This window comes from Nocardioides antri, assembly GCF_008373765.1.
Taxonomy (GTDB): Bacteria; Actinomycetota; Actinomycetes; order Propionibacteriales; family Nocardioidaceae; genus Nocardioides; species Nocardioides antri.
Map to the genome: position 1 here is coordinate 1 of NZ_VUJW01000006.1, position 12,254 is coordinate 12,254.

Genomic DNA, 12,254 nt, shown 5'->3' on the forward strand with positions numbered 1-12,254 from the left:
CCGCGGAGCCGGCGTGGGTCCGCGACGCCAACCACCCCGCCACATCCCGAGCGCCGCGGGCGTCGGCGACGTCGGCCGCCGCGGCGATCACCCGCAGCCTCAGCTCAGCCAACCTCCGCTCGGCATCAGTGAGCGCGAGCAGCGCGGCGCGCTTGTCCTCGGGGCTCATGTACACCGCCGGCACCCCAGCGACCTCCGCAAGCACGGCGGAGAGCTGGTCGGCGCAGGCCGTGATCGGGTGCGGCCGGGGCATCAGCTGCGCGACCACGGCACCGCCCGAGACAACCATCGACGTTGAGTTCATAATAGAACATCTGATCGAGCCGGACAAGCGCGTCCACAGGACATCCGGGGGTGGTCTCGAGACGGTCGCTGCGCGACCTCCTCGACCAGCGAGCCCGTCAGCCGAGGCGGTCCTCGGGGGTGTGCGGCAGGATCACCGCAGCGATTCCCGGCCAGGCGTCGTCGATGAGCGCGGCCATGTCGAAGTCGGTCGCGCGGCGTACGTAGGGCTTGGAAAGCTCGGTGCGGACGACCTTCACCAGGAAGCGCCGCAGCTCGGGCTCGAGCCGCGCGAGCTTCTGGAGCACGGCGCCGCGACGGGTGTCGCTCTGCAGGGTGAGCGCGACGTCCTCGTCGGACGGCACGGTGATGTCGATCCGGATCCGCAGCGGGGCGACCGTGTGCACGGTCAGCGTCAGCGGAACGACGACGTCGGCGGCGAAGTGGTGCTTGTCGACCCGCAGGTCGACGTCGAAGTCGACGCTGATCGGCAGGAACACCCGGTAGGAGAGCAGGTCGCCGGGGATCTCCTCGCCCTTGGTCTGCCGGAAGGTCCCGACCGCGCTGATCGTGGCGGCCTTCCGCCCGGGGCCGGCGCCGATCGGGCCGAGCCTGATCTCCGGGCCGAGGACGTCGTTGACCATCTGGAGGATCCGGTCCTTGTGGAGGACCCGGCGGATGTACTCGTTGCCGAACTGCTCGTAGGAGATCTCCTCGCGCTGCTGGGTCTCGCCCGTGCCGCCCACCGCGACGGGGGCGCTCGCCTCGTCCGGGTCGAGCGCGGCGAAGCCGCTCAGCTCGTCGGCGCTGACGAGCACCACCTCGAGCAGCGCATCGACGGAATCGTCCTGCTGGGCTGCCTCGGTCACGCGTCCCCCGGTCTCGTCGTTCACTCGGCCTCCATCGACCCAGCGAGTCTAGTCAGCGGGCCGGGACGATCCGCCCTCGCACCTCGCCGAGCCCGACCACGGCGCCGTCCGGTCCGGGTGCCGTCGCGGTGATCACGACCTCGTCGCCGTCCTCGAGGAACGTCCGGGTCCCCCCGTCGGGCAGCACGATCGGCTCCGAGCCGTTCCACGACAGCTCGACGAACGAGCCCCGCTCGTCGCGCTCCGGCCCGCTCACCGTGCCGGACGCGAACAGGTCGCCGGTCCGCAGTGACGCCCCGTTGACCGTGAGGTGGGCGAGCTGCTGCGCTGCCGTCCAGTACATCTGAGCGAACGGCGGCGTCGCCACCACGTGGCCGTTGAGCCGCACCTCCAGCCGCAGGTCGAGGCCGTACGGCGGTGCCCCCGCGTCGTCGAGGTAGGGCAACGGCTGCGGGTCCCGCGGCGGGGGCGCGACCCAGGCCTCGCTCAAGGCAGCGAGCGGTGTGATCCACGGCGACACCGACGTCGCGAACGACTTGCCGAGGAACGGGCCCAACGGCTGGTACTCCCAGCCCTGGATGTCGCGCGCCGACCAGTCGTTGACCAAGCAGACGCCGAAGACGTGCTCGTCGAACGACTCCAGCGGCACGGGACGACCGAGCTCGGAGGGCATGCCGACGACGTACCCGACCTCGGCCTCGATGTCGAGGCGCGTCGTCGGCCCGAACACCACGTCACCGTCCGGCGTGCGGCGCTGGCCGCTGGGCCGGACGACGTCGGTGCCCGACACGACGACCGTGCCCGCGCGGCCGTGGTAGCCGACCGGCAGGTGCAGCCAGTTCGGCGGCAGCTCGGGCTGGCCGGGCCGCAGGATCCGGCCGAGGTTCCGGGCGTGGTGCTCGGAGGAGTAGAAGTCGACGTAGTCGGCGACCGTGAACGGCAGCTCCAGGCGGACGGCGGACAGCTCGGTCAGGTTCGCCTCCACGACCGGCCGGCAGGCCGGGTCGGTGAGCCAGCTCGTCACCGCACCGCGGGTCGCGGCCCAGGTGACCGGGCCGGCGGCGAGGAGCCGGTCGAGGTTGTCGCCCTCGACCATCGGCACCAGCCGCGGCTCCAGCTGCACCGCGGCGCCGACCAGGTCGAGCACGGCGTCGCCGACCCGCACCCCGATCCGGGTGCGGGGGTCGCCGGGAGGCGCGTAGGCGCCGTACGGCAGGTGCGCGACGCCGAAGGGGTGGTCGGCGGGGAGATCCAGCCAGGTCACCTACGTCCTCCCGCCCAAGACCACGCGTAGACGCCGTCGTCGCTGGCCCGCCCGGCCTCGCCGAGCTCCAGCGGCCGGAACGTGTCGACCATGACCGCGAGCTCGTCGAACCGCTCGGCGCCGAGGCTGGCCTCGATCGCGCCCGGCTGCGGTCCGTGGGCGTGCCCGCCCGGGTGCAGGGTGATCGAGCCGATGCCGATCCCCGAGCCCTTGCGCGCCTCGTAGTCGCCGGCCACGTAGAACATCACCTCGTCGCTGTCGACGTTGGAGTGGTAGTAGGGCACCGGCACCGCGAGCGGGTGGTAGTCGACCTTACGGGGCACGAAGTTGCAGACCACGAAGTTGTGGCCCTCGAACACCTGGTGGACCGGCGGCGGCTGGTGCAGCCGGCCGGTGATCGGCTCGAAGTCGGCGACGTTGAACACGTAGGGGTAGAGGCACCCGTCCCAGCCGACGACGTCGAACGGGTGGTGCGGGACCACGTGGACGGAGCCGGCGAGCCCGCCCGGGCCGGTGCCGCGGTGCTTGATGAAGACCTCGACCCCTTCGCTGGGGGTCTCGTCGCGGACCTCCGGCGGCTCCGTCCACACGGGCAGCCGCAGGTCGCGCTCGCAGTACGGCGCGTGCTCGAGGAACTGCCCGTAGCGCGACAGGTACCGCTTCGGCGGCGCGATGTGGCTGTTGGCCTCGATGGCGTAGAGCCGCAGCGGGCCGTCGTCCAGGCTCGTCGGCACCCAGCGGTGCGTCGTCGCCCGCGGGATGACGACGTAGTCGCCGGTGTCGACCGTGAGGTGGCCGAAGACCGTCTCCACGGTCGCCGTACCGCTCTCGACGAAGACGACCTCGTCGCCCACCGCGTTGCGGTAGAGCGGCGAGGTCGTGCCGACGGCGGCGTAGCTGATCCGCACGTCGGCGTTGCCGAGGACGAGGCGGCGCCCGGTCACCGCGTCGACGTCCTTCCACTCCTGGCCCGGGAACAGGTCGTGGAGCGCCAGGTGCCGGGGCGCCAGCGGCGCGTTCGGCTGGGTCGCCTGGTCGGGCAGGTCCCACGTGCGGGCGTCGACCATCGCCGACGGGACGTGCCGGTGGTAGAGCAGGGACGAGTCGGAGGAGAACCCCTCCTCGCCCATCAGCTCCTCGTAGTAGAGGTTCCCGTCGGGGTCCCGGTGCTGGGTGTGCCGTTTCGGCGGTACGTCGCCGACCCGCTGGTAGTGCGCCATCTCTCCCGCTTTCGGTGGTCGAGCCTGTCGAGACCCCTAGAGGTTGCCGCGCCGCTCCTGCTCGCGCTCGATCGCTTCGAACAGGGCCTTGAAGTTGCCCTTGCCGAACCCCAGCGAACCATGCCGCTCGATCAGCTCGAAGAACACCGTCGGCCGGTCGCCGATCGGCTTGGTGAAGATCTGCAGCAGGTAGCCGTCCTCGTCGCGGTCGACGAGGATCCCGCGCTTCTGGAGCTCCTCGATCGGCACCCGGACGTTGCCGATCCGGGCCCGGAGCTCGGGGTCCTCGTAGTAGGAGTCGGGCGTGACGAGGAACTCCACGCCGGCAGCGCGCAGGTGGTCGACGGCGGTGAGGATGTCGTTGGTCGCCAGCGCGAGGTGCTGGGCGCCGGGACCCTGGTAGAACTCGAGGTACTCGTCGATCTGGCTCCGCTTCTTGGCGATCGCCGGCTCGTTGAGCGGGAACTTCACCCGGTGGTTGCCGCTGGCGACGACCTTGCTCATCAGGGCCGAGTAGTCGGTGGCGATGTCGTCACCGATGAACTCCGCCATGTTCGCGAAGCCCATCACCCGCCGGTAGAAGTCGACCCAGTCGTCCATCCGGCCGAGCTCGACGTTGCCGACGACGTGGTCGAGCGCCTGGAACAGCCGCTTCGGGGCCCCCGCCGGGCGGACGTACGACGACCGGCGCTCGACGTAGCCGGGCAGGTAGGGGCCGTGGTACCGGCTGCGGTCGATCAGGGTGTGCCGGGTCTCGCCGTACGTCGCGATCGCGGCCCGGCGGATGGTGCCGTGCTCGTCGGTGACGTCGTGGGGCTCCTCCAGGACCGTGGCGGCCTGGGACGCGGCGTGCGCGACGCAGCGGTCGACGTCGGGCACCTCGAGCGCGATGTCGACGATGCCGTCACCGTGGCGGGCGTGGTGCTTGATCACGTCACTGTCGGGGTGTACGCCGCCCTCGACGACGAACCGGACGGCGCCGCTCTCGAGGACGTAGGACTTGCGGTCGCGGTTGCCGGTCTCCGGGCCGGAGTAGGCGACCAGGTCCATCCCGAAGGCGGAGATGAAGAAGTGCGTGGTCTGGGTCGCGTTGCCGACCGCCCAGACGACCGAGTCCCACCCGGTCACGGGGAACGGGTCGTGGCTGGCGTCGTACTCCACGAGGCCGACCAGCTGGTGGAGCTGCTCGAGGCTGAGGTGGGCGAGTCGCTCCGCGTCGGTGAGCTGTTCCAGGGTCATGGCACCAGCCAAGCCGGTCGGGGAACTGCTGTTCAACCGCGCCAGCACCTCCTGGGCGGATTGGCAACTACTGACCAGTTGCGGCCCATTGAACTAGGCTGTCTGCCTACCATGCACCTCGACCGGCTCGACCTCGCCCTGCTCACCGCGCTGCGGGAGCATCCGCGCGCCGGCGTGCTGGAGCTGTCCCGCCTCACGAAGGTCGCCCGCGCGACCGTGCAGGCGCGGATCCAGCGCCTCGAGTCGACCGGCGTCGTCACCGGCTACGGCCCCGACATCGACCTCGAGGCAGCCGGCCAGCACGTCTCGGCGTTCGTCACCCTCGAGATCGCGCAGGGGGCCCTCGACCAGCTCGCGCCCGAGCTCGAGGCGATGCCGACGATCCTCGAGGCCTACGTCACCACCGGCACCGCCGACGTGCTCTGCAAGGTCGCCGCGACCTCGCACGGCGACCTGCAGGAGACCCTGATCGAGCTCAACCGGTCGCCGTCGGTGGTGCGTACGACGAGCGTCGTCGTGCTCGGCACCGTCGTCGCTCCGCGCGTGCTGCCCCTCCTCGAACGGTCCGCCGAGGAGCGCGACGCGCGCGCCCCGGCGTACCGCTCCCGCCGGGACGCGTGACCCGGAGGGGCTAGAACGCGTTATCCTCCCGGGACCCCGGGGAGGGAGATCGCATGCGTCGTCGCCAGCTCGTCCGCACCGCGCTCGTCGCAGCCGTGGCGCTCGTCGGCATCACCGCGAGCCTGCCGGCCGCGCCGGGCCATGCCGGGGACGACGACCTCCCGGTCACCTACAACTTCCTCGTCAGCGCGATCGCCGCCGGCAGGCAGGTCGACGCAGACCCGCCGGGCGGCAACGACTGGGACTGCCGGCCGACCAAGCGTCACCCGCGGCCGGTCGTCCTCGTCCACGGGACCGGCGGCAACAAGAACACCAACTGGCAGACGTACTCACCGCTGCTGGCGAACAACGGCTACTGCGTCTTCGCCCTGACCTACGGCGTCGAGCCCGGCACGCCACTGCCCCTCAACCAGCTCGGCGGCATGACCCGCATGCAGGACAGCGCCCGCCAGCTCAAGGCGTTCATCAGGCGGGTGCTGCGCGCGACCGGTGCCCGCAAGGTCGACCTGCTCGGGCACTCCCAGGGCACGTTGATGCCGGAGTACTACGTGAAGTTCCTCGGGGGCGCCAAGCACGTGAAGCGCTACGTCTCCCTGTCCCCGCTGTGGCACGGCACCCGGATCGCCGACATCGGGCTGCTGCTGACCAGGGTGTTCGGCGTACCCGAGGACGGCGGCCCCGTGTGCCAGGCCTGCAACCAGTTCGGGACGGACTCGCGGTTCATGCGTCGCCTGCGGGCAGGCGGGCTCGTCGTCGGCGACATCGAGTACACCAACATCATGACCAAGTACGACCAGCTGGTGGTCCCCTACACCAGCGGCCGCCAGCGCGGGATGCGCAACATCGTCGTCCAGGACAGGTGCGCGAAGGACTACGCGGAGCACTTCGAGATCGCCGCCGACCCGGTCGCCGCGCGGATCGTGCTCAACACCCTGGATCCGAAGCACAAGCGGCCGGTGCCCTGCATGGTCGTGCTCCCCTTCACCGGTCCGGTGTCCTAGCCCGGTCGGCGGCCGCACCTAGGCTCGGCGCATGCCGCTGCCCTTCCGCCAGGTCGATGTCTTCAGCACCCAGCCGCTGCGCGGGAACCCGGTCGCAGTCGTGCACGACGCCGACGGGCTGGACGACGAGCAGATGGCGGCGTTCGCGCGCTGGACCAACCTGTCCGAGACCACGTTCCTGCTCCGGCCGACGTCCGCGGAGGCCGACTACCGGCTGCGCATCTTCACGCCCGGCGGCGAGCTGGCGTTCGCCGGGCACCCGACGCTGGGGTCGGCACACGCCTGGCTCCAAGCAGGCGGGGTGCCGCGCGGCGAGCAGGTCCTGCAGGAGTGCGGCGTCGGGCTGGTGCGCCTGCGGCTGACCGATCGGCTGGCGTTCGCCGCGCCGCCGCTGATCCGCTCCGGCCTGGTCGAGGACGCCGACCTCGACCGCATCGCGACCGCGCTGCGGATCGACCGCTCCGACGTCGTCGACAGCCAGTGGGTCGACAACGGCGCCGGCTGGGTCGCCGTCCGGCTGCGTGACGCGGCGGCGGTGCTGGCGCTCGAGCCCGACTTCGGCGCGTTCCACGGGCTCGACGTCGGTGTCGCCGGCCTGCACCCCGACGGCAGCGAGGCGCAGCTGGAGGTGCGCGGCTTCGCGCCCGACGTCGGCATCCCCGAGGACCCGGCGACCGGTTCGCTGAACGCAGGTCTCGCGCAGTGGCTCACGGAGAGCGGCATCCTGCCGCCGTCGTACGTCGCGGCGCAGGGTACGGCGATCGGCCGCGCCGGCCGCGTGCACGTCGACACCGACGACGACGGCACCATCTGGGTCGGCGGCGACACCAGTACGACGATCAGCGGCTCGGTCAGCCTCTGACGACCCGGACCCGGGTGCCGACCCGGCCGAAGTCCCACAGCCGCGCCGCGAACGCCTTCGGGAGCCGCACGCAGCCGTGCGACTGCCGCAGGTTGGTGCCGACCAGCCACGCCGGGTGGATCTGGGAGCCGCTGCGGTGGGTCGGGATGCGGTGGAAGCCGATCCCGCAGGGCGCGAAACGGGTGAAGTGCTCCAGGACGAGGGCGCCGCTCGTGTCGGTGTTGCGCCGGATCTTCGCGGACCGCCCGCAGTAGGAGCCGACCTTCTTCCAGCCCGTGCCGAGCTCACCGGGGTTGTCGATCATCCCGCTCTGGCCGACGACCCGGCCGCCGCTCGCGACCAGCCATACCCAGTTCTGGCGCTGGCTGACGACGATCCGGCGTCCGGTCCCGCTGCGCGGCGGCACCGGTCGTACGTCGCACCGGCGCGCGTCGTCGGCGTACAGCCTGCGCGTGGTGGCGTTGTTGAGGTTGCCGGTCTGGCTGAGCCGGTGCCGGGACTGGAAGCGGAGGACGGCCGAGCGGGTCCGCTCACCCATCGCCCCGTCGGCCGGGCCGGAGTCGCACCCGAGCTGGTTGAGCCGACGCTGCGCGCGCTCGACCGCCGGGGTGGCGTCGGCCGGCGCGACCGGCGCCGCTGCCAGGACCAGGCAGGTCACGACGAGGGCGAGCAGGGCGCGGAGCATGACTCAAGTCTGCGCCGGATCGACCCGGCGGGAGACCAGATAGCCCCAACCGGCAGCGAAGACGAACATGAAGATGGAGTAGACCGCGGCCGGGATCGACGCCTCCGTCTCGTCGAGGACCTCCACGGCGATGTAGATCGCCAGCGTCGCGTTGTGCACGCCGATCTCCATCGACGAGGCGATCGCCTGCTTCTCCGTCACCCCCACCACGCGCGGGACGGCGTATCCCACGAGCAGGCTGGTCGCGCAGAACAGGGCGGCCACCAGGCCGACGTCGGCGAGGTAGCCGGTCACGTTGTCGCGCTGGTCGACCAGGATCGCGACCACCAGCGCGGCGAGGATGAGCGCCGAGCCGACCCGCACCGGCTTCTCCATACGCCCGGAGAACCCGGGCGACCGGCGGTGGACCCACATCCCGACCGCGACCGGGACCAGCACGATCGCGAACACCTTGACCACCTCGACGAGCGGCAGCGACACCGAGTCGCCCTGGTCGAAGTAGTCGATCGCGAAGTTCGTGATCAGCGGCAGCGTGACCAGCGACAGGACCGAGTTGATCGCCGTCAGGGAGATGTTCAGTGCGACGTCGCCACGGAAGAGGTGGCTGAACAGGTTGGCCGAGGTGCCGCCCGGGGACGACGCCAGCAGCAGCATGCCGATCGCCAGCAGCGGCGGGAGGTCGAGGAGCAGCACCAGGCCGAAGCACACGGCGGGGAGCACCAGCAGCTGACAGGTCAGCGCGGTGACGACGGCCTTCGGGCTACGGCCGACCCGGCGGAAGTCGTCGACGGTCAGGTCCAGGCCGAGCCCGAACATGATGACGCCGAGGGCCAGCGGCAGTGCCACCGTGGTGAGGATCGTGTCCATGGTGCGCGCTCCTCGCCGGCGTGCTCGTCGTCGATGTCAGGTCCCGGGGATGACCTCGAGCGACAGCCTGACAGCACGCTCGGTGCCGGACCAGTCGTCCGCGCCGCTCAGCTGGTCCTGGGTGTTCCCGGCGTTGAGGAAGGCGTCGATCCGGAACGCGTCGTCCTCCGGGCTCTCGGACCCGGCGGCGACGAGCTCGGACTCGAGCAGGTCGAGCCACTCGCGCTTGAGGCGTCGTACGGCGTCGGCCACGGGGCCGGTGCGGTGGCCGTACTCCACCGAAGTCGCGGCGATGAAGCACCCACCGGGGAAGACGCCCGCGTGCAGGTAGTCCACCCAGGACCGCAGGAGCGCGCGCAGCCGCGGTGCACCCGCCGGCTCCGACCAGATCGGCGCCAGCACGACCTCCTGGTAGATCCGGCGCGCCTCGGCGACGGCCGCGACCTGGATCGCCTCCCGGCTGCCGAAGACGGTGAGGATGCCGCTCTTGCTGACGCCCGTGCGCTCGGCGAGGAGCCCGACGGTGATCGAGTCGAGGCCGCTGATGGTGGCGACCATCGAGGCCTCGCGCGCCACCCGCTTGCGGGTCGCGTCGCCGCGCACGCGGCGGCCGTCGGTGACAGGGGCATCGGTGGCCATGGGCAAACTATAAGACCGACTGGACGTAAAGGTCGAGACGGAGTACGCTTTCGAAACAACACGACCGATCGAACGTATAGTTGGGAGCACCCGATGATCGACACCAGCGCCGGCGTCCTCGTCCGCAAGCGGATCTACCTCGACGACCTCGACGGGTTCGGGATGCTCCACCATGCGCGGTACGCCCTCCTCTTCGACAACGCCGTCATCGACTTCTGGGCGGACGCCGGCTGGGAGCTCGACCCGAGCCGCTCGGTCTTCGTGATCCGCGAGCTGACGATGACCTACCACCAGCCGGTCGTCGGCCTCAGCGAGGTCGACGTCCACTTCTGGGTCGACCGCGCCGGACGGACCAGCGTCACCTACGGGTTCCAGGTCATCTCCGCCGACCACACGGTCGTCCACGCCGACGGCCACCGGGTGGTGGTCAACCTCGACGGCAAGACGCTGCGGCCGGCGCCGATCGGCGACGACGTCTGGGAGCTCGCCGCGCCGTTGCTGGCGCCGGGGGTCGAGCGCCCCGCTGCGTGACCGGCCCCGGGCTCAGAGCTCGCCCAGGATGCGGGCACGGGCGGCGTCGTACTCCTCGCGGCTGAGCAGGTCCCGCTGGAAGAGGCTGTCGAGCTCGGCCAGGCGGTCGGCGATCGGTCGCTGGTCCGCAGGTACCGCCGAGGGCACGCCCACCGCGGTGAACGACGCCGGCCGGGCCGAGTCCCAGTCGAACTCCCACTCGAGCGTCTCGGGGTCGACCAGCACCGGCAGCGGGCCGGCATAGAGGAGCGGCAGCCGTACGTCGGAGATCACGCTCCTGGACTCGGCCTCGAAGGGCGTCACGTCCCCACCCTCGATCCGGAGCCGGAGCTCGAGCAGCGGCTGGTCGTTGATGCGGACGCCGGTCTGCTCGACCGACAGCACCTGGGCCAGCGCACGGCGGCCGGTGCGCCGCAGCCGGTGGGTGCGCCGCTGCGCGCGGGTCCGGCCGGCGGCGATCGCCACCGCGAGCACCACGTCGAGCACGGTCACGCCGAGGCCGGTCCACAGCATCCACCCGATCTCCGGGACGCTGCCGCTGGCGAGGTAGATCACGAGGAAGATCGGCCCGACGATGCCGCAGATCAACATGAACGGCAGCGTCCGCGCGAGGTTGCGCACGAACGACGGCGGTGGGGCGTCGGCCCGCTCCGCGGGTGGGCTCACGAGCCGGAGCGTAGTGCGACCCGGCGTCGCGTCGCAGCGGTTCGTCGCACTCGCCAGGGGTCAGAAGACCCAGCGGGTCGCGCCGTACGGCTCGATGGCCTGTACGGCGTGCGCCGAGCCGGGATCGAGCCGGAACACGTGCCACGGCGGTGGTCCCGCGGACTGCGCGCTGTAGGGCGCGGTCAGGGCCGTCCCGGACTCGTCGACCTGGCACGGCCAGCCCTCCTCGCCGGCGTAGATCCGGGCGACCTCGGCCACCTGCTCGGGGTCGTCGGCGACCGTCGCCCGCCCCTCCACCACGAGGTCGAGCTCGCGGAGGCTCAGCGCCATCAGGCAGCGCGGGTCGCGGACGAGGTTGCGGCCCCGGCGGGTCGTCAGGCCGGTCACGAACCAGAAGGTGCCGCGATGCCAGATCGCCCCGACGGCGTTGGTGTGCGGACTTCCGTCCGCGTTGACGCTGGTGAGCCAGCACGTGTGCCGGCCGGGGCCGCCGTCCTCCGCAGCCTGCGCGAATCCGGCGTCCAGCCGGCCGGCGACGTCGTCCCACGCCAGCGCCGGCCGGTCGTACAGCTCTGCCAGGTTGATCGTCTCCATGCCGGTGCAGACCCGCGGCCCGGCGCCGACTCATCGCGACCGGTCAGGCGACCGTGGCCTGCGGCTCCCGGAAGCTCTCGACGTGCTCGGCCACCCACTGCTCGAACGTGCGGGCGGGACGGCCGGTCACCTGCTCCACCGTGTCGACGACGGTCCACGCCTCGTCGGGCGGCGTGGCGTACCAACCGACGACGAAGTCGGCGTCGGCCCGCGAGACGCCGGTCGCCATCAGCCGGTCGACGGCCTGCTCGTGGGTGATCCGGACCAGGTCGATCGGCGTGCCCAGGGCGCGGGACAGGACGCGGATCCGCTGGCTGGGTGTCAGCGCCTCCGGGCCGGTGAGGGTGTAGACGCGGCCGTGGTGGCCGTCCTCCATCAGCGCTGCCGCGGCGACCGCGCCGATGTCGGCCTCGTGGACCAGCGCGCTCGGCAGGTCGTAGGGCTCGCGGACCACCCCTTCCGCCCGGATCGAGGCGCGCCACGTCAGCGTGTTGGACATGAACTCCTGGGGCTCCAGGCGCGTCCACTCGACGCCCGAGCCGGCGACGGCCTCCTCGACCGGGCCCACGTAGCCGCCCCAGAGCACGGTGATGCGGCGTACGCCGGCGTCGACCGCGCGGCGCACCAGCGCGGGCCCGACCTCGGCGAGGCCGCTCGTCACCGTGATGTGCAGCCGGTCCACGTCCTCGAGCGCGGCGTCCAGCGTCTCCGGCGCGGTGTGGGTGCCGCGGACCAGGTCGACGCCGGCCGGCAGCACCGCCGCGGCCGCGGCCGGGTCGCGGGTCAATGCGCGGACCTGCTCACCTCGCCGGACCAGCTCGGCCACCACCTGCCGGCCCGAGTTGCCGGTCGCTCCTGTCACCAGTGTCGTCATTGTCGTTCTCCCTTCGTCGGTGTCGACGGTAGAACTTCAA

Annotated in this window: 14 protein-coding genes and 1 pseudogene; 4 read left to right on the forward strand and 11 right to left on the reverse strand. The window is 71.7% G+C overall.

Annotated elements, in window-relative coordinates:
• From F0U47_RS12040 to hppD, 5 genes and pseudogenes are all read right to left on the reverse strand, one after another.
• Positions 1-304 (reverse strand): annotated as a pseudogene (locus F0U47_RS12040) (hypothetical protein); the annotation flags it as partial.
• Positions 305-401: 97 nt separating this feature from the next.
• Positions 402-1,175 carry a hypothetical protein gene (locus F0U47_RS12045; RefSeq protein ID WP_149750733.1) on the reverse strand — a complete coding sequence of 258 codons (774 nt, stop codon included), beginning with the start codon at positions 1,173-1,175 and terminating at the stop codon, positions 402-404.
• Between the two features lie 28 nt (positions 1,176-1,203).
• Positions 1,204-2,415: a fumarylacetoacetase gene (gene fahA, locus F0U47_RS12050; RefSeq protein ID WP_149750734.1), complete on the reverse strand. Its 1,212-nt coding sequence runs from the start codon at positions 2,413-2,415 to the stop codon at positions 1,204-1,206.
• The gene (locus F0U47_RS12055) at positions 2,412-3,635 is read right to left on the reverse strand and encodes a homogentisate 1,2-dioxygenase (RefSeq protein WP_149750735.1); all 1,224 of its coding nucleotides are present in this window, start codon (positions 3,633-3,635) and stop codon (positions 2,412-2,414) included. Before F0U47_RS12055 ends, fahA begins: the two co-directional genes overlap by 4 nt.
• Positions 3,636-3,671: 36 nt before the next feature.
• Positions 3,672-4,874, reverse strand: a complete 1,203-nt coding sequence (gene hppD, locus F0U47_RS12060; RefSeq protein ID WP_149750736.1) for a 4-hydroxyphenylpyruvate dioxygenase — start codon at positions 4,872-4,874, stop codon at positions 3,672-3,674.
• Positions 4,875-4,985: 111 nt separating this feature from the next.
• Here hppD and F0U47_RS12065 point away from each other — a divergent pair, with 111 nt between their 5' ends.
• The 3 genes from F0U47_RS12065 to F0U47_RS12075 are packed head-to-tail and all read left to right on the forward strand — an operon-like array spanning position 4,986 to position 7,358.
• Complete coding sequence (locus F0U47_RS12065; RefSeq protein WP_149750737.1) at positions 4,986-5,495, forward strand: Lrp/AsnC family transcriptional regulator; 510 nt, start codon at positions 4,986-4,988, stop codon at positions 5,493-5,495.
• Positions 5,496-5,548: 53 nt separating this feature from the next.
• Positions 5,549-6,496, forward strand: coding sequence for an esterase/lipase family protein (locus tag F0U47_RS12070; RefSeq protein ID WP_149750738.1), 948 nt, complete (start codon positions 5,549-5,551; stop codon positions 6,494-6,496).
• A gap of 31 nt (positions 6,497-6,527) precedes the next feature.
• A complete protein-coding gene (locus tag F0U47_RS12075; protein WP_149750739.1) occupies positions 6,528-7,358 on the forward strand; it encodes a PhzF family phenazine biosynthesis protein in 831 nt (276 codons plus the stop codon).
• Here the strand turns inward: F0U47_RS12075 and F0U47_RS12080 are convergent.
• The 3 genes from F0U47_RS12080 to F0U47_RS12090 are packed head-to-tail and all read right to left on the reverse strand — an operon-like array spanning position 7,348 to position 9,549.
• Positions 7,348-8,043 carry a L,D-transpeptidase family protein gene (locus F0U47_RS12080; RefSeq protein ID WP_149750740.1) on the reverse strand — a complete coding sequence of 232 codons (696 nt, stop codon included), beginning with the start codon at positions 8,041-8,043 and terminating at the stop codon, positions 7,348-7,350. The two genes, F0U47_RS12075 and F0U47_RS12080, sit on opposite strands and share 11 nt — an antisense overlap.
• A 3-nt stretch (positions 8,044-8,046) precedes the next feature.
• Positions 8,047-8,910 (reverse strand): bile acid:sodium symporter family protein, encoded by an 864-nt coding sequence (locus tag F0U47_RS12085; RefSeq protein WP_149750741.1) that lies wholly within the window; start codon positions 8,908-8,910, stop codon positions 8,047-8,049.
• Between the two features lie 36 nt (positions 8,911-8,946).
• Entirely contained in the window at positions 8,947-9,549 is a 603-nt protein-coding gene (locus tag F0U47_RS12090; protein ID WP_149750742.1) for a TetR/AcrR family transcriptional regulator, read from the reverse strand.
• Between the two features lie 93 nt (positions 9,550-9,642).
• Here F0U47_RS12090 and F0U47_RS12095 point away from each other — a divergent pair, with 93 nt between their 5' ends.
• The gene (locus tag F0U47_RS12095; RefSeq protein WP_149750743.1) at positions 9,643-10,080 is read left to right on the forward strand and encodes an acyl-CoA thioesterase; all 438 of its coding nucleotides are present in this window, start codon (positions 9,643-9,645) and stop codon (positions 10,078-10,080) included.
• Positions 10,081-10,092: 12 nt separating this feature from the next.
• Here F0U47_RS12095 and F0U47_RS12100 read toward each other — a convergent pair whose 3' ends face one another.
• The 3 genes from F0U47_RS12100 to F0U47_RS12110 are packed head-to-tail and all read right to left on the reverse strand — an operon-like array spanning position 10,093 to position 12,214.
• Complete coding sequence (locus F0U47_RS12100; RefSeq protein ID WP_188111319.1) at positions 10,093-10,746, reverse strand: SHOCT domain-containing protein; 654 nt, start codon at positions 10,744-10,746, stop codon at positions 10,093-10,095.
• Positions 10,747-10,806: 60 nt separating this feature from the next.
• Positions 10,807-11,340 carry a pyridoxamine 5'-phosphate oxidase family protein gene (locus F0U47_RS12105; RefSeq protein ID WP_149750744.1) on the reverse strand — a complete coding sequence of 178 codons (534 nt, stop codon included), beginning with the start codon at positions 11,338-11,340 and terminating at the stop codon, positions 10,807-10,809.
• A 43-nt stretch (positions 11,341-11,383) separates the two neighbouring features.
• Positions 11,384-12,214: an NmrA family NAD(P)-binding protein gene (locus F0U47_RS12110; protein WP_149750745.1), complete on the reverse strand. Its 831-nt coding sequence runs from the start codon at positions 12,212-12,214 to the stop codon at positions 11,384-11,386.
• Positions 12,215-12,254: the final 40 nt, after the last annotated feature.

Bases quoted from the DNA above. Each gene is read 5' to 3' on its own strand.
- F0U47_RS12055 (WP_149750735.1), bottom strand. From the start codon at position 3,635: ATGGCGCACTACCAGCGGGTCGGCGACGTACCGCCGAAACGGCACACC.
- hppD (WP_149750736.1), bottom strand. From the start codon at position 4,874: ATGACCCTGGAACAGCTCACCGACGCGGAGCGACTCGCCCACCTCAGC.
- F0U47_RS12065 (WP_149750737.1), top strand. From the start codon at position 4,986: ATGCACCTCGACCGGCTCGACCTCGCCCTGCTCACCGCGCTGCGGGAG.
- F0U47_RS12070 (WP_149750738.1), top strand. From the start codon at position 5,549: ATGCGTCGTCGCCAGCTCGTCCGCACCGCGCTCGTCGCAGCCGTGGCG.
- F0U47_RS12075 (WP_149750739.1), top strand. From the start codon at position 6,528: ATGCCGCTGCCCTTCCGCCAGGTCGATGTCTTCAGCACCCAGCCGCTG.
- F0U47_RS12080 (WP_149750740.1), bottom strand. From the start codon at position 8,043: ATGCTCCGCGCCCTGCTCGCCCTCGTCGTGACCTGCCTGGTCCTGGCA.
- F0U47_RS12085 (WP_149750741.1), bottom strand. From the start codon at position 8,910: ATGGACACGATCCTCACCACGGTGGCACTGCCGCTGGCCCTCGGCGTC.
- F0U47_RS12090 (WP_149750742.1), bottom strand. From the start codon at position 9,549: ATGGCCACCGATGCCCCTGTCACCGACGGCCGCCGCGTGCGCGGCGAC.
- F0U47_RS12095 (WP_149750743.1), top strand. From the start codon at position 9,643: ATGATCGACACCAGCGCCGGCGTCCTCGTCCGCAAGCGGATCTACCTC.
- F0U47_RS12105 (WP_149750744.1), bottom strand. From the start codon at position 11,340: ATGGAGACGATCAACCTGGCAGAGCTGTACGACCGGCCGGCGCTGGCG.
- F0U47_RS12110 (WP_149750745.1), bottom strand. From the start codon at position 12,214: ATGACGACACTGGTGACAGGAGCGACCGGCAACTCGGGCCGGCAGGTG.